We start from the raw sequence: 20,684 nt of genomic DNA, 5'->3' as shown, positions 1-20,684 counted from the left end.
GCCCAGTCCTGGGAATTACCAATGGCTATCAACAACATGCGCGTCCAATTCGCGCTGGCGTCCGCGCTCGGCCTGACCGCTTTCGTCGGCCTTCCGGCATCGGCGCAGACCACCGGCACGACGATCGCCGCCAACGCCGAAGTCACCGAGAGCTGCGTGGTCACCTCGACCGCTCTGCAGTTCGGCGGCGCCGATGTGACCGATGGCGCCGCGCATGCGGGCACCGGTGGTCTGGACGTCATGTGCACCAGTGGCACGGCCTGGACCGCGACGGCCGATGTCGGCACGGGCACCGGCGCAACGATGGCCTTGCGCGGGATGACCTCGACCGCCGGGGGCGGCCTGCCGCTGAACTACGTCCTGTACAACGACAACACCGCGACCAGCCCATGGGGTGATGGCACGGGCGGCACCTCGCCGATCATCGGCACCGGTACCGGCGTCGTTGTGCCGATCGTGCTGGCCGGCAGCATCCCGCTTGGCCAGACGGGCATACCAGCAGGAACCTATGCGGATCTCGTCCAGGTCACGGTTAACTACTAAGCTCTTCAAGCAATGCGCTTTATGAGCCTCTTGCAGACCGGTCGCCTCACGGCGGCCGGTCTTTGCATGGCCGCCGCCATCGCCCTGCCCGGCGATGCGGTCGCGAGCAACTTTCGCGTCAGCCCGGTCACGCTCACCCTGCCCGCCAACCGCCCGATCGGATCGCTGACCATCACCAATGGCGAGGATGTACCGGTATCGATCCGGGTGTCCGCCTTTCGCTGGACGCAGGTCGACGGCAAGGACGTCTATACGCCGACCGACGACCTGATCGCGTCGCCACCCATCTTCACCGCCGCGACGCGGGCACCGCAGCTTGTCCGCATCGGCGTGCGGCACCGCGTGCCCAATGCCGCCTATCGCGTGATGCTGCAGGAGATCCCCGGGCCGGCGACGGCGAACGGCGTGCGCATCGCGGTCAAGCTGAACCTGCCGCTCTATATCGTCGCCGATCCGGCCGCCAAGGCTGACGTCGCCTGGACCGCCTGGCGGCGTCCGGCCGGCGACATCGTGCTCGAGGCGCGCAACACCGGCGGCGCGATCGCGCAGGTCACCGGCATCGCACATCGGGCGGGTACGGGGATGGGCACGGGCCCGGGCGGCACGTCGAGCGTGCTGAGCAACGCGATGGGCGTCGTCCTGCCGCAGAGCATGCGCCAATGGGAGATCGGCAAGCACCCCGAACTCACGACCGGGACGCCGCTGACGCTCGCGATCCGCACCGCCGATGGCGAGCACGAAGTCACGGCGAATCTGGCCGCGCGCTAGTCTGGCAATCGTGCTTCTGGCCGCGGGTTCGCCCGGCATCGCTGCCGACCCCGCGCCCATCCCGGCTGCGGGACAGGCTGCGGCGCCGGCGGACCTGCGTCTGGCGTTGCTCGCGATCCGGATCAACGGCATCGATCAGCCCGATCCGGTCTGGGTGCTGTACGATGCGGACGCGCTGTACGTCACCGGAGACGCGGCGCGCGCCTGGCGACTGGTGCTGAAAGAGGACGACACGCGGCTGTTCGAGGGCGAGACCTATCTTCGGCTCGACACGGCGGAAGGACTCGTCGCCGGCCTCGACGATGCGACGCAGACGCTGTCGATCACCGCGCCGGCCGCATTGTTCATGCCGTCGAGCGCGCTGCTGTCGGGCCGGACCGACGGGCCGATGACGCGCAGCGGGATCGGCGGCTTCCTCAATTACGACCTGTCCGCACAGACCGCGTCAGGCGCGTCCTCGCTCGACGGCCTGTTCGAGCTGGGCGCGTTCAGCGGCGCGGGGACGATGGGGACGGGCTTCATCGCCGGCACGGGGAATAGTGGCGACGGGCGACGCAGCCTCGTCAGGCTGGATACCAACTGGACGATCGACGACCCGGCGCGGCTGCGATCGCTGCGGATTGGCGACGGCGTGACGCGCGGCAGCACCGGGACCGGTGCGCTGCGGTTCGCGGGCCTTCAGCTCGCGACCAATTTCGCGACGCAGCCGGGCTATCTGACGATGGCGCTGCCGACGCTGAACGGCAGCGCCGCCGTCCCCTCGGTCGTCGACCTCTATGTCAACAACATCCTCCAGAACCGCCAGACGGTCGCGTCCGGACCGTTCGCGCTGACCGACGTCCCGGTGGTCAATGGCAGCGGCGATATCCAGCTGGTGGTGCGCGACGCGCTGGGTCGCGAGACGCGGGTGACGCAATCCTATTATGCCGCGCCGCAGATCCTGCGCCGGGGCCTGCATGATTTCTCGTACGAGATCGGCGTGTTAGGCGCAATTTCACGCGGGCGAGCTTCGACTATGGCACGCCGATCCTGTCGGCGACGCATCGCTATGGCGTGACTGAGCGGCTGACGGTGGAGGCGCATGGCGAAACCACCCGCAGGATGCAGGCGACCAGCATGCAGGTCAGCGCCTTGTGGCCCGCGGTCGGGATCTTCTCGCTCTCGGCCGCGGGCAGCCATTCGGACCGGGGCGGCGGCGGCCTGTTCGGGATCGGGTTCGAACGCCAGACGCGCGGCCTGTCGCTGGGCGGCAATGGCGAGATCACCACCGCGGACTATGCGACGGTCGGCGATTCGATTGCCTATCGGCGCGCGCGCAGCACGGTGACCGGCTTTATCGGCACGCCCACGCCCTATGGATCGGTCACCGCTTCTCTCCTGTGGCGACGCAGCCGCGACCAGCGCGGCGATATCCTGTCGGGCAATGCCAATGCGTCAATGCGGCTCCGTCGGATCGGCGCGCTCAGCCTCAATGCGAGCCGGAGCTTTGCCGGCGCGCGCGACACGACGGTGCAGTTCCGCCTCACCGTCCCGTTCGGCCAGCGGACGAGCGCCACCGCCGGCGTGCAGCTGCGCGACGGCGAGCTCGGCGCGACGACGACGCTGCAACGCAACCTCCCTTATGGAGACGGCGTCGGATACCGGCTGCAGGCGGAAACCGGGGCGATCGAGCGGCTTGATGCAGAGGTCAATGCCCAGAGCGGCATCGGCCGTATCGATGCGCAGGTGACCCGGCTGAACGGTGCGTCGGGCGGGCGGCTGCAGCTGGTCGGATCGGTCGCGACGGTCGATGGCGCGGTGTTCGCCGCGCGTCGGATCGAGCAGAGCTTCGGGACCGTGCGCGTCGGCCCCTACGCCAATGTCCGCGTCTATTCGCACAACCAGCTGGTCGGCCGGACGAACGCGGCGGGCGTGCTGGTCATCCCGCGGCTGCTGCCGTTTCAGGACAATCATATCCGGATCGAGGCCGAGGACCTGCCGCTCGACGCGATCATCGACGAGACCAAGCGTACGGTGCGGCCCTATGATCGCAGCGGCGTCGCGGTACGGTTCGGCGCACGCGCGGCAAGCGATGCGCGGCTTCGGGTGGTCGGTGCGGACGGCAGCCCGCTTCCCGCCGGCACCGTGCTTCACCTGAACGGCGCGGGCGAAGCCTTTCTGCTGGCGCCCGGCGGCGACGCCTATCTGACCGGGCTGGCCACGCGCAATCGCGTGTCTGCCACCTTTGCCGGCGGCGGGTGCGCTTTCGCCTTCGACTTCGTCCCCGCCGGACAGACCCAACCCGATCTCGGAACCTTCACATGCACCTCATGATCGGTCGCAGCGCGATCACCGCCGCGTTTGTCTTCGCGCTGCTCGCGACCGCGGCGCCGGCAGCGGCTGCCAGTTGCAGCGTAAGCCCGCAGGCGCTGACGCTCGGCTCCTATGATCCGTTCGCGACCGCACCCCAGGATGCCGTCACCAGCATCGCGATCAGCTGCGACGTCGAGACCAGCGTCGTCATCGCGATCGGCCCGGGCAATGGCGATTATGGCGCGCGGACCATGACCGGCGGCGCCCAGGCGCTGCTCTACAATCTCTATATCGATCCTGCGCACTCACGGGTCTGGGGCGACGGCACCAATGGCAGCAGCACCGTCAGCAGCACCGCGGTCGCGACCAGCACCGCGATTCCCGTCTATGCGCGCGCACCGGCCCGCCAGACGCAGCTGAAGCCGGGATCCTACAGCGACATCCTCTGGGTCAGCATCACCTATTGAACGCCCGCGACAGCCCCCTCGAACTCTTAAACTTTACCGTGTAACGCCGAATTTCATCGTCCCGGCCGCGGCACCATTTTCGGGCCCCTGGCACCGCCACCGACCGGAGCAGCCATGATCCTATACGTCATCGACGACGACAGCGGCACGCGGCGGCATCTGCAGGCCTGTCTGAAGCCGTCGGGCATCACGGTCTGGCCCTTTGCCCATGCCGACCTGTTCCTCGAGCAATTGCCCACGCTCAAGCCTGCGCCGATCCTGATCGAGCTGCGGACGCCGCCGGCGCACGGCCTGGGGCTGCTCTCCGCGCTGGCACAACGCGACATCCGCTGGCCGGCGATCGCGATCACGGCGCGGACCGATGCGACGGTCACCGTCGAGGCGATGAAACTGGGCGCGACCGAGGTGCTCGACATGCCACTCGAGCCCGAAACGCTGGCGGCCGCGCTGGACCGCGCGTTCGAACGGGTCGCGACGCTGGTGAACTGGACGGCGCAGCGCGGCGCGGCGCGCGCGCGTCTCAACCTGCTGACCGAGCGCGAGCGCAATGTCGTGCGCGCGATGATCGTCGGCCAGACGAACAAGGCGATCGCGCAGGCGATGGCGATCAGCCCGCGCACGGTCGAGGGGCACCGCGCGCAGGCGCTGCGCAAGCTGAACGTCAGCAGCGTGGCGGAGATGGTCTATGTCGCGGTCGATGGCGGGCTCGCGCCCCGCGAACGCTGGCTCGACACGCCCGAACTCGCGCGCAGCCTGCGTGAGGGGTCGCCGCTGGCGAACCACGTGCCGCAGCTGCCCGACCCGGGCCGGTCCCGCTTCGACAATTTCGCCGCGACCTCTCCCGATGGCATTCTATGTGCGGATCATGACGGCCGGATCATCGTCTGGAACGCGGCGTGCGAGACGCTGTTCGGTTTCAGCACCGACCAGGCTCTGGGGCAGACGATCGCGATCATCGATCCGCGAGAACGGGGTAACGCCCTGAGCCTTCAGCAACTCGCGGCCCGCGGCGCGGCGCATCTGGTCGGGACGACCGTCACCCTCGAGGCGACGCACCGCGGCGGGTCGAAACTGGCCGTCACCCTGTCGCTGTCGATGTGGCGCGAGGACGGCCAGACGCATTTCGGCGCGATCATCCGCAAGACCGACGCGCCACGCAGGGCCGAACCGGACTGACGCACACGGATCGGACGATCCCTGTGCGTCGGTCCGGGGAAGCGAAACGCGCCCTAGACGTCGAGATTGGCGACGTTGAGCGCGTTGTCCTGGATGAACTCACGCCGCGGTTCGACGACTTCGCCCATCAGCTGCGTGAAGATCTCGTTCGCGCTCTCGGCATTGACCGCGGTGACGCGCAGCATCGAGCGGACCGACGGATCGAGCGTGGTTTCCCACAGCTGTTCCGCGTTCATCTCGCCCAGCCCCTTGTAGCGCTGGATCGCGAGACCCTTGCGGCCCGCGGCGAGGATCGCGTCGAGCAGATGGCTCGGGCGCGACACCTGCGTCGAGCCGCGCGTCGCGACCGCGGTGGCGGACCCGATCACGCCGGCACCGGTCTCTGCGGCGTCTTCCGCCTCGGGCTCGTCGGCGTGCGCCGCCTTGCTCGCGGGGACGAGGTTCGAGGTGCGCGCATAGCTGTCGGACTGCTCGGCCGACAAGGCGTGCAGCTTGCGCGCCTCGGCCGAGACGAGGAAGCTCGCCTCGATGATGTGGTGATCGGTCACCCCGCGCCACGCACGCTGGAAATGGATGCCGCCATCCTGCGTCAACTCGGCGGTCCAGCGCGCATCGCCGTCGTCGAGTTCGAGGCGACGCGTGACGATCTCGAGCCGCGACGTGCGGTCCGCGACCGACGCCTCGGGATCGAACACGCCGCCCAGCGCCAGCGCTTCGATCATGCCCGCGTCATAGCGCTTGGGGACGTAGCGCATCAGCGTGCGCATGCGGCGCGCGTGGTCGACCAGATCCTTCAGGTCGCGCCCCGACCGGGCGCCGCCGGGCCCTTCAAGGACCATCGACCCGACGCCTGCATCGACCAGATATTCGTCGAGCGCGGCATCGTCCTTCAGGTACATCTCGGAGCGGCCCTTGGTCGCCTTGTAGAGCGGCGGCTGCGCGATGTAGAGATAGCCGCCCTCGATGATCTTGGGCATGTGACGGTAGAACAGCGTCAGCAACAGCGTGCGGATGTGCGCGCCGTCGACGTCTGCGTCGGTCATGATGACGATCTTGTGGTAGCGCAGCTTGTCCGCGTTGAAGTCGTCGCGGATGCCGGTGCCCATCGCGGTGATGAGCGTGCCGATCTCGCGGCTCGACAACATGCGGTCCTCGCGCGCACGCTCGGTGTTCAGGATCTTGCCGCGCAGGGGGAGGATCGCCTGGAAATGGCGATCGCGGCCCTGCTTGGCCGAGCCGCCTGCCGAGTCACCCTCGACCAGGAACAGTTCGGACTTGGCGGGATCGCGCTCCTGGCAGTCGGCGAGCTTGCCGGGCAGCGAGGCGATGTCCATCACGCCCTTGCGGCGAGTCAGTTCGCGGGCGCGCTTGGCGGCTTCGCGGGCGGCGGCGGCGTCGATGATCTTGGCGACGATCGCCTTGCCGTGCGCAGGGTTCTCCTCGAGCCATTCGGCCATCTTGTCGGCCATCAGGCTTTCCAAGGGCTGGCGGACTTCGGACGAAACGAGCTTGTCCTTGGTCTGGCTGCTGAACTTCGGGTCGGGCAGCTTGACCGAGACGATCGCGGTGAGCCCCTCGCGCATGTCCTCGCCGGTGAGCTGGACCTTTTCCTTCTTCAACAGGCCCGACTTCTCGGCATAATTGTTGAGCGTGCGGGTCAGCGCGGCGCGGAACGCGGCCATGTGCGTGCCGCCGTCGCGCTGCGGGATGTTGTTCGTGAAGGCGAGGACGTTCTCGTAATAGGAGTCGTTCCACTGCAGCGCGACGTCCATCGTGACGTCGTCGCGCGTACCCGAAATCGCGACCGGCTCGGGCATCAGCGGCAGCTTGGCGCGATCGAGATACTTCACGAACGCGGCAATCCCGCCCTCGTAATAGAGCTCGACGGTCTTCAGCTCCTCATGCCGTGCGTCGGTCAGGAACAGGCGCACGCCCGAATTGAGGAAGGCGAGCTCGCGGTAGCGGTGCTCGAGCTTGTCGAAGTCGAAATCGGTGATCTTGAAGGTCGCGGGCGACGGGAAGAAGGTGACTCGTGTCCCCTTCTGGCCCTCGGCCGCGTCGCCGACGATCTTGAGCGGGAGCACCGCGTCGCCGAACGCGAAGCGCATGTAATGCTCCTTGTCGTCCCGCCAGATCGTCAGGTCGAGCCATTCGCTGAGCGCGTTGACGACCGAGACGCCGACGCCGTGCAGGCCGCCCGAGACCTTGTAGGCGTTCTCGTCGCTGGTGTTCTCGAACTTACCGCCGGCGTGGAGCTGGGTCATGATGACCTCGGCTGCGGACACGCCTTCCTCGGTGTGGATGCCGGTCGGGATGCCGCGGCCATTGTCGGTGACGCTGACCGATCCGTCGGCGTTCAGGACGATGTCGATCCGGTCGCAATGCCCGGCAAGCGCCTCGTCGATCGCGTTGTCGCTGACCTCGAACACCATGTGGTGAAGGCCCGACCCGTCGTCGGTGTCGCCGATATACATGCCGGGGCGCTTGCGCACTGCGTCGAGGCCCTTGAGGACCTTGATCGAGTCGGCGCCATAGTCGCCCTGGTTGGGCAGGTTGGGATTGTTGGATTCAGGGTTGGATGCCATGCCCAGCATATAGGCATCGCACGCCCGAAACGGAAGCGAAATGGCCTGTGGTGCCGGGGGTCGGGTCGTGAGGCGTAGGACAGCGTTCGCTCTGTACTTCGTCCAAACACGCCGCCTCCCCGGTGGAGGCCGGGGCCCAGTTGGAAAGGTGGTCGTAACGCAGCGCCACCTTCCGTCAGAGACGTCCCCCACCTGGGCCCCGGCCTTCGCCGGGGAGGAGCCTGGCCCTTCCCTCTCCCCCGGGGGAGAGGGAGCTTGCACTCAGAAGCGGTCGACGCGCTGGCCGAGCAGGGTCACTTCGACGCGGCGGTTGAGGCGCATGCCCGCCGCGGTCGCGTTGGTCGCAACCGGCTGGCGCTCGCCATGGCCGACGACGCTGAAGCGGGCGCGGACGACGTCCATGTCGTCGAACGCCTGGCGGACGCTCGCCGCGCGGCGCTCGGACAGGTCCTGGTTATGCGCATCGGACCCGCGCGAATCGGTGAATCCGTCGATTGCGACGCGGACCCCCGGATTGCCGCGCAGATAGCGCGCGAGCGGGCGCAGCTTCTCGATCGCGCCGGGGCGCAGCACCGCGCTGTCGGTGCGGAACAGCACGTCCTCCTGCAGGGTCAGCGTCGCGCCGCGTGGCGTCTGGCGGAAGCCATAGTTGCGCATCGCGCCGCGGTCCCACGTCGTGGTGGTCTCGACCACAGTGGTGCCGCCGCCGCGGTCGCCGCGATAGCCTCCCGGGTCGCGGCCATAGGCGGCCCAGTCGAACCGGTCGCGACGCGGCCCGGCGATGCGGGCGAATTCGCGGTTGGCGTCACCGGCTTCCTGCCGGTTGATCCGACCATCGCCGTTTGCATCGAAATTGGGCATCACGAACGTGCGACCGCGCGGCGTATTGCGTAGTTCGGGGAACAGGATCGGCACGCCGGCACCCGCTAGCCTGTAACCGGGGCGCGACCAGGGCGGGTTGCTCATGTCATAGCGCGCCTGCGCGAATGCCGGTGCGGTGGTTGCCGCGATCATGACCAGTCCGAATGCGGCGCGTGCGATAGTCGTCTTCATCATGTCTCTCCGTCGCCCGCGATGGACCGGGGCGCGATGGACCGGGATTTGCCCGCGCCCGCTTGAACCCCTCGTGACGCGCATCGACAGCGCGCGTTCAGCCAGGCCCGACCGCGATCCGCGTCGCCTGCGCGTCGATCGCATCGAACAGCGCATCCTCGGTGCCGGTCATCCACACCTGCCCGCGCCCCGCCAGCCGATCGAACAGCGCCGCGCGGCGGGCCGGATCGAGATGCGCGGCAACCTCGTCGAGCAGCAGGACCGGGGGCTGGCCGGTCCGCTCGGCGACCAGCTCGGCATGCGCGAGGACGATGCCGAGCAGCAGCGCCTTCTGCTCGCCGGTCGAGGCGAGCGACGCGGCGCGCGCCTTGTCGTGGTGCGTGACGATCAGGTCGACACGGTGCGGCCCGACCAGGGTCCGCCCGGCAGCGGCATCGCGCGCGCGACCCTGCGCCAGCGTGACCGCGAGCGGCGCGGCATCGCCGGCCCAGCCGTCGAGCGCGAGGCCCGCACGCGGAAATGCGCCGTCCGTCTCGCCCGCCAGCCGCGCGCCGAGCAGGTCGACCGTTTCGCGGCGCGCGGCATCGAGCGCGTCGCCATGCTCCGCCATCTGCGCCTCCAGCGCGGACAGCCAGTCGCCATCGGGACGGCCTTCGTCGCCGAGCAGCCGGTTGCGCGCGCGCATCGCCGCCTCGTAGCGCGCGGCATGATGCGCATGACCGGGTGCGAGCGCGAGCGTCAGCCGGTCGAGAAAGCCGCGGCGTTCGCCCGCGGGGGTGACGAACAGCCGGTCCATCGCGGGGGTGAGCCACAACACCGTCAGCCACTCGGCGAGCGTATTGGCGGTGGTGGTCGCACCCTGGACGCGGACGATGCGGCGCTCAGGCGCCGAGGTCAGCGCGCCGGTCGCGATATCGACATCGCCGATGTGGCTACCAGCGTCGGCATGCTGGTCGCGTTCGGCCCCAGCTACGGACGTCTCACCTCGCGCGGAGGGGCAGAGCGTTGCCGCGACGCCGAAACCGCCCGCACCGCCCTGCCGCGCCATCTCGCCGAGCGCCGCCCGGCGCAGCCCCCGGCCGGGGGCGAGCAGCGAAACCGCCTCGAGGATATTGGTCTTGCCCGCGCCGTTCGCGCCGGTCAGCACCACGAATCCCGCCCCCGGCTGGAGCGTCAGGTCGGCATGATTGCGGAAATCGGTAAGGACGAGGCGCGACAGCATCGCACCGGCCTTAAAGGAGTTTTGCAGCCGAGTGCATCGCCCTTTTCCGTTCGCCCTGAGCGGAGTCGGCGATCGGTCTGGTCAGGACCGCCCGCGACAGACCCGGTGCGCTGTCAGCCTTCGCGTCAGGCGGCGATCCGCTCGGGTCCGGTGCCCGCTCCCGCCTTCCGCGCACTCAGATAGGAGGCGAGCGCGGGACCGAGTTCGCGCTGCGCGTGCAGATAGGCGACCGGCGTCGCGATCCCGAGCCGCGCGCGTGCCGCATCGAGCGGCTCGTGCAGCAGGGTCAGATAATCCTCGCCCGAAATCCATTCTGCCTTGCGGCCATTGCGATAGCCTTCCCAGACCGCCTTGGCGAACAGGCCATTGCCGGTGACGCGGAGGCTCTTGAGCGCCGCCGCCGACCCGATCAGCGCCCAGCCGAGGCCGCCGACCTGCGCATAGCTGAACGCGACGAGCGCCGCCTCGCCCAGACTCTCGTCCGCCTTGTAGCCGGTCAGCACGTGCCAGATGTCATGCGTGTCGCGCACCCGCCGGCCGAACCACGCATAGGGATGCGCCAGATCGTCCTCGCTCGGCACCAGCCGCGACACCTCGACCAGTCCGTCCGCCGAATAGCCCGTCGTCTCTAGGAAATGGCGATAGGCCGCGCCGACCGTGCCGGGCGCAAAGCTCGCGACGAACGCCGGATCGGAGAAGCGCCGCGCCAGCTCGACCTGATCATAGGCGATCCGCCCGCCCCGCTCGGTCGCGATCAGCCGCGCATAGTTCATCGGCGCGTTGCCGACGTTCAGCGCGCGCATGATCCGGAACACCTGAGTCGTGTCGTCGCCATTGGCGAGGAGCTTCCGGATCGCATCCATCGCGGTCCGCCAGTCGCGACGACCGGTCGTACCGGGAAAGGGAGGAAGCTTCGCCATCGAGTCGACTCCTTACTAACAGTGATGTCAGTATCAGATCCGCTCGAGCCTTCAAACGAAAAAGGCCACCCCGCAGGATGGCCTTTCACGCGATCGCCAGCGTGCGACGGTCAGACGCGCATCGGCATCAGCACGTAGAGCGCGGGCGACTTGTCGTTCTCGCGGATCAGCGTCGGGGCGGCGGCGTCGGCGAGGTGGACCTCGACCATGTCGCCGTCGATCTGTGCGAGGATGTCCATCAGATAGCGGCTGTTGAAGCCGATCTCGAACGGGAGCGCGACATAATCGCCGGGGACTTCCTCCGCGGCGGTGCCGTTTTCGGGCGAGGTCACCGACAGCGTGATCTTGTCGCGATCGAGCGCCATCTTCACGGCGCGGGTCTTCTCGGTGGCGATCGTCGACACGCGGTCGACGCCTTCCATGAAGCTCTTGGGGTCGATCTTGAGGATCTTGTCGTTGCCGGTCGGGATCACGCGGCTGTAATCGGGGAAGGTACCGTCGATCAGCTTCGAGGTCAGGATCGCCTGGCCGAGGTCGAAGCGGATCTTGGTCGGCGACAGCGAGACGCCGACCGAGCCGTCGACCTCGTCGAGCAATTTGCGGAGCTCGGCGATGCATTTGCGCGGCACGATCACGTCGGGCATCGATTCGGCGCCCTCGGGCCGCGGCAGCGTAACGCGCGCGAGGCGGTGGCCGTCGGTCGCGGCGGCCTTCAGCACCGGGTTCGCGCTGTCGCCGTCCGCGACGTGGAGGAAGATGCCGTTGAGATAATAGCGCGTCTCTTCGGTCGAGATCGCAAAGCGCGTCTTGTCGATGATCTGCTTCAATGTCTCGGCAGGCAGTTCGAACTGGGTCGGCAGTTCGCCTTCCGCGATCACCGGGAAATCGTCGCGCGGCAGCGTGCCGAGCGAGAAGCGCGCGCGGCCCGCGATGATGCTCATCCGGCCTTCCGAGGCGGCGAGCTGGACCTGGCTGCCCTCGGGCAGTTTGCGCGCGATGTCGAACAGTGTGTGCGCGGACACGGTGGTCGCGCCGGGCTGATCGACCGCGGCTGCAATCGATTCGTTGATCTGCAGATCCAGATCGGTCGCCATCAGCTTCAGCGTGCCCTCGGCGGTCGCCTCGATCAGCACGTTCGACAGGATGGGGATGGTGTTGCGCCGTTCCACCACGGACTGGACATGGCTCAGCCCCTTGAGGAGCGTTGCGCGTTCGATCGTCGCCTTCATCAAAATTCCCCCGGCCTCCACAGCCGGATTCGGGGCTGGGGGCAATCCGCAGATGGCTTACCCAACAATAAAGGGTCGGAGCAAGCGCCCCGACCCTTCTTTGATCACGGTAAACGTCGCGTTAAACCGCAATCAGAAGCGGAAGCCATAGCTGGCGACGACCTGATGACGATCGGTGTCGACGTCGAATCGGCCGCTGGTGCCGCCGGTCGCATAGTCGATGTTGCTGCGCTCATAGTTCGAATAGCGATATTCGAGCTTGGCATAGCTGTTCGGGCCGACCGCATGCTCGGCGCCCGCGCCGATCCGCCAGCCGTCGAGGTTGAAGTCGGTGTCGGTGGTCTGGTTGGTGTCGCCCGCCAGCACGTTCAGCTTGGCGTTGGTGTAGCCGCCCTTCGCGTAGATCATGGTCGTCGGCGCGACGACATAGCCGACGCGACCACCGACATAGATGTCGCGGCCCTGCTTGACGCGACCGAAACCGAAGTCGCTGGTATAGTCGTTGCGGTCGCTCTTCGCGGTCGAACCGGTCAGTTCGGCCTCGGCGCCGAGCACGATGTTGCTCGAAGTCGCGATGTCGTAGCCGATGCCGCCGCCGTACAGCAGGCCGTCGATCTTCTGGTCGTCGCGCCCGTTGTTGTTGGACACGCTGCTGCCGGCGCCGGTGTGGTCGTAGCCGAGCGTGGCCTCGACGCGCGGGCCGGTGAAGGTCGGATTGGTCTGTGCCAGCGCGGGGGCGGCAATGGCGGTGGTCGCGAACAGCGATGCGGCGATAAGCTTACGCATTGGGATACTCCGTTAATCTTCGTCACCCCCGAACGCGGGGTGGATGGCTCCAATGGACCAATCCGACAGGCGTTGCATGAACCCCAGATAAACACGGAAATCCGTTGCTTTTGCGCAACAGGGGGTTGAAATGCGAGCCATGATTCCAAGCCCTCGGCAACGTGCAGCGGACCTCGGTCCAACCGGCAAACCGCCCGTCAGGCTTGGCCGGGATTTCGTCGCGCGGCACGGCGAAACCGTGTTCAACGCCGCGCACCGGTTGCAGGGTAATGCCGCGCACACGCCGCTGACGCGCGCCGGATTTGCGCAGGCCGACGAGCTTGGCCGTGCGCTGCGAGACGTGCTCGGGGCCAGGCCTGCGCTGACGCTGTGGGCGTCGCCGACCGGGCGTGCGCTGCAGACGCTGGCGGTGATCTGCGAGCATCTCGAGCTCGACTGGCACGATGCGCGCACCGACCCGCGGCTGGTCGAGATCGACATGGGGTCGTGGGGCGGCCGCTATTATGCCGATGTGGTCGACGAGGTCGGCCCGGTGATGATGCCTGGCGGCACGCTTAAACCCGCGCCCGACGGAGAGACCTATCCCCAGATCGCGGCACGGGTCGGCGGCTGGCTGACGGACACCGCGCAGGATCCGGGCGACCGGCTCGTGATCATGCACGGGATTTCGAGCCGGGTGATGCTGGGCGCGATGACGGGTGCGCCGGTCGACCCGGTGCTTGGCACCGCGGTTGCGGCCGGGTTGCCGCAGGGGTCGGTGACGCTGGTCGAGCAGGGCCGCGCGACCGTCCCGCACCGCGGCACCGGCTTCGCCCCCGCGTGAGGCTGGCGGTCCTGCTGGTCTTCGCGGTCGCGACACCGGCGACGGCGCGCGACACTATCGGTATTTACCGGGGGTGGGGCGCATTCCGCGACGCGACGCCGCCGCGCTGCTACGCGATCGCGCGGCCGGTGATGGCGGGCGGGCGCACGACGGGTTTCGCGACCATCGCGACCTGGCCGAAGCGCGGCCTGCGCGCGTCGTTGTACATCCGCCTCAGCCGCGAGCGCGATCGCTCCGCCGGGGTGACGCTGACGGTCGGCGAACGCCGGTTCGCGCTGGTCGCGAACGGGCTGGACGCGTGGGCGAGCGATGCCCCCAGCGACCGCGCGATCGTCGCCGCGCTGCGATCGGGGCGGAGCATGAGCGTCGAGGCGGTCGGCGTCGGTGGTCGGCCGTTCGCGGATGTCTATGCGCTGTCTGGCGCGGCGACGGCGATCGATGCGGCCGTGCTGGCGTGTCGCGGGGGGTAGCCTCCCTTCTTTCTACCTCCCCGGCGAAGGCCGGGGGCCAGGTGGAAAGGTGGTCGTAACAACGGGCTGACCGTCCTTACCTCCGTCCCCCAACTGGGCCCCGGCCTCCGCCGGGGAGGTGTTATTGTGTGGTGCTACGCGTGGTGTTCATGGCGGCGACTCTTCGCTCGACGCAGCCTGTAGAAAAATCGGCAAAATTCCGCTATGCGCCCGGCCATGCAGACCGCCGCGAACCTCATGCCCATCCCCGGGCACATCGATCCCGTGCCCGTTCCCCGCAGCTTCGTGCCGCGCAGCGACGGGCGTATCGACCTGCTCGGGCTGTCGCTCGCCGATCTGCGGATGGCGCTGGAGACGTCGCAGCTCGAGGAAAAACAGGCCAAGTTGCGCGCCAAGCAGCTGTGGCACTGGATCTACAATCGCGGCGCGACCGAGTTTTCGGCGATGACCGACATCTCGAAGACGATGCATCCGTGGCTCGAACAGCGCTTCGTGATCAGCCGGCCCAATGTGGTCGAGGCGCAGGTGTCGACCGACGGCACGCGCAAATGGCTGCTGCGATCGGACGACGCGCAGGATTACGAGATGGTGTTCATCCCCGACGCGGATCGCGGCACGTTGTGCGTGTCGAGCCAGGTCGGCTGCACGCTCAACTGCACCTTCTGCCACACCGGCACGATGCGGCTGGTGCGCAACCTGACGCCTGCCGAGATCGTCGGCCAGGTGATGCTTGCGCGCGATTCGCTCGGCGAATGGCCGAGCCAGCCCGAGGGCCGCATGCTCACCAACATCGTGATGATGGGGATGGGCGAGCCGCTGTATAATTTCGAGAATGTCCGCGATGCGCTGAAGCTGGTGATGGACGGCGCAGGGCTCGCGCTCAGCCGCCGCCGGATCACGCTGTCGACCAGCGGCGTGGTGCCGATGATGGCGCGCGCGGGTGCGGAGATCGGCGTGAACCTCGCGGTGTCGCTGCACGCGGTGACCAAGGAGGTGCGCGACGAGATCGTGCCGCTCAACCGCAAATACGGCATCGAGGAACTGCTCCAGGCCTGCGCGGACTATCCCGGCACCAACAATGCGCGCCGGATCACGTTCGAATATGTGATGCTGAAGGACAAGAATGATTCGGACGCCGACGCGCACGAACTCGTCCGGCTGCTGCGCAAATACGAGCTGCCCGCCAAGGTGAACCTGATCCCGTTCAACCCATGGCCGGGTGCGGCCTATGAATGCTCGACGCCCGAGCGGATCAAGTCGTTCTCGAGCATCGTGTTCGGGGCGGGCATTTCGGCGCCGGTGCGCACCCCGCGCGGGCGCGACATCGATGCGGCGTGCGGGCAGCTGAAGACCGCGTCGGAGAAGAAGAGCCGCGCGCAACTCGATCGCGAAGCCGCGCTTGCCTGATTTGGGTGTGGTGGCACTGGCGGCGGGTGCGGGGTTGCTGGGCGGCGCGATGAACGCGCTGGCGGGTGGCGGCAGTTTCGCGACGATGCCCGCGCTGATCGGGCTGGGCGTGCCGTCGACCTTCGCCAATGCGACGAGCAACGTCTCGCTCCAGCCCGGCGCGATGGCGAGCGCGTGGACCTATCGGCACGGGCTGGAGCCGGTGTCGGGCGTCGGCATGCGGACGATGGCGGGGATCACCTTCGTCGGCGGGCTCGTCGGCAGCCTGTTGCTCGTCGCGACCTCGGCGCGCGCGTTCGACCTGATCGTGCCGTGGCTGCTGCTGTTCGCGACTCTGGCGATCGCGTTCGGGACGCAGGCGTCGCTCTGGCTGCGGGCGCGGGTCGAGATCGGGCCGAAATCGCTGGTCGCGGTGCAGGCGATGCTCGGCGTCTATGGCGGTTATTTCGGCGGCGGGGTCGGGCTGATGCTGACCGCCGCCTGGGGGCTGTTGTCGGGCGCGACGCCCGCCATGCTTGCCGCACCGCGCACGCTGATGCTCGCGGTCGCCAATCTGGCGGCGACGTTCGTCTTCATCGCCACCGGCATGGTCTATTGGGCGCTGTGCATACCGATGCTGCTCGGCGGGATCGTCGGCGGGCATTTCGGCGCGAAGCTCGGACTGGTGCTGCCCGCCAAGGTCATTCGGGTGTGGACGCTGCTGGTAACGATCGCGACGACGATCGTGTTCTTCTGGCGAGCGTATGGCTGAGGCGTGTGTCCCCGCGAAGGCGGGGACCCAGTCTGGGCACCCGCCTTCGCGGGTGGACCAACCGCCTCAGGTCAACCCGGCCGACGCATCTTGAACAGCGACTCCTCGGTGATCGCGAAATAATCCGCCGGGCCGCCGCCGCGCAGGATCGGTTCGCCGCGCGCGGTCTGGTACACGCCGTCCTCGAGCATCGCCGGGTCGATATGGATCGCGACCGCCTCGCCGAGCACCAGCCACTGGTCGAGTTCGCGTCCCTCCTTGGTTTCCAGCCGGACGATCTGCGTCACCTTGCATTCGAACTGCGCACGGCTCGCGGCGACGCGCGGCGGCTTCACGTGCAGCGACGCCAGCGTCTCGAGCCCCGCGAGTGCGAATTCGTCGACGTCCGCCGCGACATTGGCCGCGGTCGCGTTCATCGCCTCGCCCAGATCGCGGCTGACGAGGTTCCAGACGAATTCGCCGGTCGCGGCGATGTTGGCGACGCTGTCCTTCCACCCCATCGACGAAAAGCCGATCAGCGGCGGGGTGTAGTTGAACAGGTTGAAGAAGCTGTAGGGCGCAAGATTGGGTACGCCGTCCGCGGACAGCGTGCTCACCCAGCCGATAGGGCGCGGCGCGACGATCGCGTTGAGCGGATCATGCGGCAGGCGATGGCCGCGCGTCGGTTCGTAAGAATGCCATTCGGTCATACGCGTATCCCTGCTATGGTCGGAGCTTGTCGCCTAAAGCGAAGGCCAAGCATGAACGATCCCGCCCGCCCTATCGCCACCGCCCCTGTCACCGTCATCAAACGCCACCGGATCGCGACGCGGCTGTGGCACTGGATCACCGCGGTGGCGATGTTCATCATGATCGGCAGCGGGATCGGCATCTTGAAGGCGCATCCGCGATTCTACTGGGGGCGCTATGGTGCGAACTTCGATCAGGCGTGGACGACGCTCGACCAGTGGCCGGGCTGGGTGGTGACGCTGATCAACCTGCTGACGATTCCGGCGAGCTACAACCTCGCCATCTCGCGACGCTGGCACCTGTTCTTCGCACTGGTCCTGTCGTTCGCGCTGCTCGGCTTCATGATCGTCAGCCTGTTCAATCGGCATTTCCAGCGCGACCTTCGCGTCCGGGCGGGTGAGCTTGCGCCGCGCGAAGTGGCGCATGACGTGCGCGAGCATCTGGCACTGCGTTTCCACGATCCGAAGCGGCCCGCCGCGTACAACATCCTGCAGAAGCTGTCCTATGTCGCGACGATCTTCATCCTGCTGCCGGTGATGATCCTCACCGGGCTGGCGATGTCGCCGGCGATGGATGCCGCGTGGCCGTGGCTGCTCGACATCTTCGGCGGGCGGCAGTCGGCGCGGTCGATCCACTTCATCGCGATGGTCGCGCTCGTGCTGTTCATCATCGTCCACCTCGCGCTCGTGATCCTGGCGGGCGCGTGGAACGAGGTGCGATCGATGATCACCGGACGCTTTACCGTTCCGGGGCACGTCCCCGCGCATACCGGGGAGGATGCCGCATGAGCACCATCATCACCCGCCGCTCGCTGGTCGCAGGCGCGGCGGTCGGCGCCGGCGCGTTGCTCACCGGGTGCGACAAGATCATCCAGCATCCCGAGGCGCGCAAGATCCTGTTCATGGGCGAGGAGATGCAGCGCGGGCTGCAACGCGCGCTGACCGATCGCAACGCGCTCGTCCCCGAGTTCAGCGCAGCGCAGATGTCGCCGATCTTCCGGTCGAACGGCACGCGCAACCCGGGCACCCCGGCCTATACCGAGCTGCTGGTGAACAACTTCGCGGACTATCGCTTGCGCGTCGGCGGGCTGGTCGACCGGCCGCTGTCGCTCTCGCTGCCGCAGCTCCGCCAGATGCCCGCGCGCGCGCAGATCACGCGGCACGACTGTGTCGAGGGCTGGTCGGCGATCGCCAAGTGGCAGGGTCCGAAGCTTGCCACGCTGTTGAAGGCCGCGGGGATCCGCGAGACCGCGCGCTACATCGTCTTCACCTGCGCCGACCTGTACCGGGGCACGCCCTATTACGAGTCGATCGACCTGATCGACGCATTCCACCCACAGACGATCCTCGCGTGGGCGTTGAATGATCAGATTCTGGACGTCGCGCACGGCGCCCCCGTCCGGCTGCGCGTCGAACGCCAGCTTGGCTACAAACATGCCAAATATATCATGGCGATAGACGCCGTCGCCAGCCTGGCCGGGATCGGCAAGGGCAAGGGCGGCTATTGGGAAGATAATGTGGATTATGATTGGTATGCGGGGATCTGACGCCGCCCGGGGGTGGCGCATTTCCATACCAGTCATTAGCTAACGCGACATGGCCCTATTCGATCGCTTTCTCGCCCGGCAGGTAAAAACCGGCGAACTCACGCTGATCCACGCGGACGGTACCACCAAGCAATTCGGCACGCCCGACCCTGCCTACAACCCCGTCACCATCCGCCTTACCGCCCCCGGTGTTGCGGGCGCGATCGTCCGCCACCCGGCGCTGGGCGCGGCGGAAGCGTTCATGGACGGCCGCCTGGTGATCGAGCGCGGCGACATCCGCGACCTCGTCAACCTGCTCAAGGGCAACAGCCCGTGGGAGCGCGGCGGCGGGCTCAATCCGTCGCTGCCGATCAAGCTGCTCGACAAGGTTGTCCACCGCGTCGACCGGGTGAACATGGCGCGCCGGTCGAAGAAGAACGTCGCGCATCATTACGACCTGTCCGACCGGCTCTACGATCTGTTCCTCGACGCCGATCGCCAATATTCGTGCGCGTACTTCACCGATGCCGGCAACAGCCTGGAACAGGCGCAGGACGACAAGAAGGCGCATATCGCCGCGAAGCTCGCGATCCAGCCCGGCATGCGCGTGCTCGACATCGGCTGCGGCTGGGGCGGCATGGCGCTGTACCTGCACGCAAAGACCGGGGCCGAGGTCCTGGGTGTCACGCTGAGCGAGGAACAGCTCAAGGTCGCGCGGCGCCGCGCCGAGGAGGCCGGCGTCGCGGACAAGGTGAAGTTCGAGCTGATCGACTATCGCGCGCTGACGGGTACGTTCGACCGGATCGTGTCGGTCGGCATGTTCGAGCATGTCGGCCCGCCGCAGTACAAGACGTTCTTCCGCAAGTGTCGCGACCTGCTGAGCGCGGACGGGGTGATGCTGCTCCACACGATCGGCCGGATGGGCGGGCCCGGCGTGACCGACACCTTCACGACCAAGTACATCTTCCCCGGCGGCTACAACCCCGCGCTGTCGGAGATCGTCCGCGGTTATGAGGGGCTGAAGTTCTTCCCGACCGATATCGAGGTGCTGCGCGTGCATTACGCGCTGACGATCGACCATTGGTACGACCGGACGGTGGCGGCGAAGGATGCGATCGTCGCGCTCTACGACGAGCGCTTCTACCGGATGTGGACCTTCTACCTCGCAGGTGCCGCCGCGGCGTTCCGTACCGGGGGGATGGTCAATTACCAGATCCAGCTGTCGAAGAGCCGGATGACGCTGCCGCTGACACGTGACTATATGATCGAGGGCGAACGGGCGTTGCGCGCGGGCTAATTTCCCGTCCTTGGCGCAGGGTAAGATCCGGACGTTCGTCATTCCCGCGAAGGCGGGAATCCAGACTGGCAGGCTCCGGTGATGAAACCGAAAAGCCAGCCGGTCTGGATCCCCGCCTCCGCGGGGATGACGATACTATAAGGGTGGCCTCAGCGGTTGCCCTGCATCTGCGACTTCGCGGCCGATCGCTCGTCGCCGCCGATCTTGCCGTCCTTGTTCGCGTCATATTTCGCAAAGGTCGCGGCGAGCAGTGCCTGGGCCTCGGGCTGCGTGACCTTGCCGTCCTTGTTGGTGTCGGCGCTGCTGAACCACAGTTCGGCAAGCCGCTTGGCGTGGACCGGATCCGGGCGCCCCGGCCCGACCTTCATCTGGCTGATCCCCGCCTGGACCTCGGCGCGCGTCAGGACGCCGTCCTTGTTGGTATCGCGCGCGGCGAACTCGGCCTTGAACTTGGCGGACACGGAAGCGCGGGTCTCCTGCGCCAGCGCGGGCGTCGCGAGGCCGGCGAGGACGAACAGGGTAAGCGTTTGACGTAGCACGGTCGGGACACTCCAAATGATCTGGGCGCGCACGTAGCGCGGGTTGGTTGTACGCGCCATGAATGCGGCCGGTTGCATGCCCCGGTTGCATGCAGGGCGTCC

At 67.6% G+C, this 20,684-nt stretch carries 21 protein-coding genes; 13 read left to right on the top strand and 8 right to left on the bottom strand.

Annotated elements, in window-relative coordinates; genetic code table 11:
• Positions 1-21: 21 nt before the first annotated feature.
• The 6 genes from FHY04_RS08135 to FHY04_RS08110 all read left to right on the top strand — a co-directional run bounded on the left by FHY04_RS08135 (position 22) and on the right by FHY04_RS08110 (position 5,246).
• Positions 22-543 carry a spore coat protein U domain-containing protein gene (locus FHY04_RS08135; RefSeq protein ID WP_183936065.1) on the top strand — a complete coding sequence of 174 codons (522 nt, stop codon included), beginning with the start codon at positions 22-24 and terminating at the stop codon, positions 541-543.
• 66 nt (positions 544-609) lie between these two features.
• A complete protein-coding gene (locus tag FHY04_RS08130; protein ID WP_183936064.1) occupies positions 610-1,311 on the top strand; it encodes a molecular chaperone in 702 nt (233 codons plus the stop codon).
• Positions 1,271-2,368, top strand: coding sequence for a fimbria/pilus outer membrane usher protein (locus FHY04_RS08125; protein WP_221211697.1), 1,098 nt, complete (start codon positions 1,271-1,273; stop codon positions 2,366-2,368). The genes FHY04_RS08130 and FHY04_RS08125 overlap by 41 nt, the downstream gene beginning before the upstream one ends.
• A complete protein-coding gene (locus FHY04_RS08120) occupies positions 2,365-3,624 on the top strand; it encodes a fimbria/pilus outer membrane usher protein (RefSeq protein WP_183936062.1) in 1,260 nt (419 codons plus the stop codon). Before FHY04_RS08125 ends, FHY04_RS08120 begins: the two co-directional genes overlap by 4 nt.
• Positions 3,612-4,070 carry a spore coat U domain-containing protein gene (locus tag FHY04_RS08115; RefSeq protein WP_183936061.1) on the top strand — a complete coding sequence of 153 codons (459 nt, stop codon included), beginning with the start codon at positions 3,612-3,614 and terminating at the stop codon, positions 4,068-4,070. Before FHY04_RS08120 ends, FHY04_RS08115 begins: the two co-directional genes overlap by 13 nt.
• A gap of 114 nt (positions 4,071-4,184) precedes the next feature.
• Complete coding sequence (locus tag FHY04_RS08110; RefSeq protein WP_183936060.1) at positions 4,185-5,246, top strand: LuxR C-terminal-related transcriptional regulator; 1,062 nt, start codon at positions 4,185-4,187, stop codon at positions 5,244-5,246.
• Positions 5,247-5,299: 53 nt separating this feature from the next.
• On the opposite strand, the gene gyrB is transcribed toward FHY04_RS08110, so the two are convergent.
• The 6 genes from gyrB to FHY04_RS08080 all read right to left on the bottom strand — a co-directional run bounded on the left by gyrB (position 5,300) and on the right by FHY04_RS08080 (position 13,041).
• Positions 5,300-7,831, bottom strand: a complete 2,532-nt coding sequence (gene gyrB / locus FHY04_RS08105; protein ID WP_409349151.1) for a DNA topoisomerase (ATP-hydrolyzing) subunit B — start codon at positions 7,829-7,831, stop codon at positions 5,300-5,302.
• 261 nt (positions 7,832-8,092) lie between these two features.
• Positions 8,093-8,884 carry an OmpA family protein gene (locus tag FHY04_RS08100; RefSeq protein ID WP_260171391.1) on the bottom strand — a complete coding sequence of 264 codons (792 nt, stop codon included), beginning with the start codon at positions 8,882-8,884 and terminating at the stop codon, positions 8,093-8,095.
• A gap of 97 nt (positions 8,885-8,981) precedes the next feature.
• The gene (recF, locus tag FHY04_RS08095) at positions 8,982-10,106 is read right to left on the bottom strand and encodes a DNA replication/repair protein RecF (protein WP_183936057.1); all 1,125 of its coding nucleotides are present in this window, start codon (positions 10,104-10,106) and stop codon (positions 8,982-8,984) included.
• Positions 10,107-10,231: 125 nt separating this feature from the next.
• Positions 10,232-11,026: a Coq4 family protein gene (locus tag FHY04_RS08090; RefSeq protein ID WP_183936056.1), complete on the bottom strand. Its 795-nt coding sequence runs from the start codon at positions 11,024-11,026 to the stop codon at positions 10,232-10,234.
• A gap of 110 nt (positions 11,027-11,136) precedes the next feature.
• Positions 11,137-12,255: a DNA polymerase III subunit beta gene (gene dnaN, locus FHY04_RS08085; RefSeq protein ID WP_031395114.1), complete on the bottom strand. Its 1,119-nt coding sequence runs from the start codon at positions 12,253-12,255 to the stop codon at positions 11,137-11,139.
• 132 nt (positions 12,256-12,387) lie between these two features.
• Entirely contained in the window at positions 12,388-13,041 is a 654-nt protein-coding gene (locus tag FHY04_RS08080) for an outer membrane protein (protein ID WP_031395115.1), read from the bottom strand.
• A 139-nt stretch (positions 13,042-13,180) separates the two neighbouring features.
• On the opposite strand from FHY04_RS08080, the gene FHY04_RS08075 reads away from it, so the two are divergent.
• From FHY04_RS08075 to FHY04_RS08060, 4 genes are all read left to right on the top strand, one after another.
• Positions 13,181-13,864 (top strand): histidine phosphatase family protein, encoded by a 684-nt coding sequence (locus FHY04_RS08075; protein WP_183936055.1) that lies wholly within the window; start codon positions 13,181-13,183, stop codon positions 13,862-13,864.
• Positions 13,861-14,334: an invasion associated locus B family protein gene (locus FHY04_RS08070; RefSeq protein WP_183936054.1), complete on the top strand. Its 474-nt coding sequence runs from the start codon at positions 13,861-13,863 to the stop codon at positions 14,332-14,334. The genes FHY04_RS08075 and FHY04_RS08070 overlap by 4 nt, the downstream gene beginning before the upstream one ends.
• A 216-nt stretch (positions 14,335-14,550) precedes the next feature.
• Positions 14,551-15,741, top strand: a complete 1,191-nt coding sequence (gene rlmN / locus FHY04_RS08065) for a 23S rRNA (adenine(2503)-C(2))-methyltransferase RlmN (RefSeq protein ID WP_042466312.1) — start codon at positions 14,551-14,553, stop codon at positions 15,739-15,741.
• Entirely contained in the window at positions 15,734-16,492 is a 759-nt protein-coding gene (locus FHY04_RS08060; RefSeq protein ID WP_260171390.1) for a sulfite exporter TauE/SafE family protein, read from the top strand. The genes rlmN and FHY04_RS08060 overlap by 8 nt, the downstream gene beginning before the upstream one ends.
• A 71-nt stretch (positions 16,493-16,563) precedes the next feature.
• On the opposite strand, the gene FHY04_RS08055 is transcribed toward FHY04_RS08060, so the two are convergent.
• A complete protein-coding gene (locus tag FHY04_RS08055; RefSeq protein WP_183936053.1) occupies positions 16,564-17,181 on the bottom strand; it encodes a flavin reductase family protein in 618 nt (205 codons plus the stop codon).
• 51 nt (positions 17,182-17,232) lie between these two features.
• Between FHY04_RS08055 and FHY04_RS08050 the strand changes: the two genes are divergently transcribed.
• The 3 genes from FHY04_RS08050 to FHY04_RS08040 are packed head-to-tail and all read left to right on the top strand — an operon-like array spanning position 17,233 to position 20,043.
• Positions 17,233-18,009 (top strand): cytochrome b/b6 domain-containing protein, encoded by a 777-nt coding sequence (locus tag FHY04_RS08050; RefSeq protein ID WP_042466308.1) that lies wholly within the window; start codon positions 17,233-17,235, stop codon positions 18,007-18,009.
• Positions 18,006-18,767 (top strand): molybdopterin-dependent oxidoreductase, encoded by a 762-nt coding sequence (locus FHY04_RS08045; RefSeq protein WP_183936052.1) that lies wholly within the window; start codon positions 18,006-18,008, stop codon positions 18,765-18,767. Before FHY04_RS08050 ends, FHY04_RS08045 begins: the two co-directional genes overlap by 4 nt.
• A gap of 49 nt (positions 18,768-18,816) precedes the next feature.
• Positions 18,817-20,043: a cyclopropane-fatty-acyl-phospholipid synthase family protein gene (locus FHY04_RS08040; RefSeq protein ID WP_031439117.1), complete on the top strand. Its 1,227-nt coding sequence runs from the start codon at positions 18,817-18,819 to the stop codon at positions 20,041-20,043.
• A gap of 149 nt (positions 20,044-20,192) precedes the next feature.
• Here FHY04_RS08040 and FHY04_RS22890 read toward each other — a convergent pair whose 3' ends face one another.
• A complete protein-coding gene (locus FHY04_RS22890) occupies positions 20,193-20,582 on the bottom strand; it encodes an EF-hand domain-containing protein (protein WP_183936051.1) in 390 nt (129 codons plus the stop codon).
• Between the last annotated feature and the right edge of the window lie 102 nt (positions 20,583-20,684).

The organism is Sphingomonas sp. BK481, from assembly GCF_014194875.1.
Classification (GTDB): Bacteria; Pseudomonadota; Alphaproteobacteria; order Sphingomonadales; family Sphingomonadaceae; genus Sphingomonas; species Sphingomonas aerolata.
This window is presented reverse-complemented; position numbering and strand designations above follow the sequence as displayed.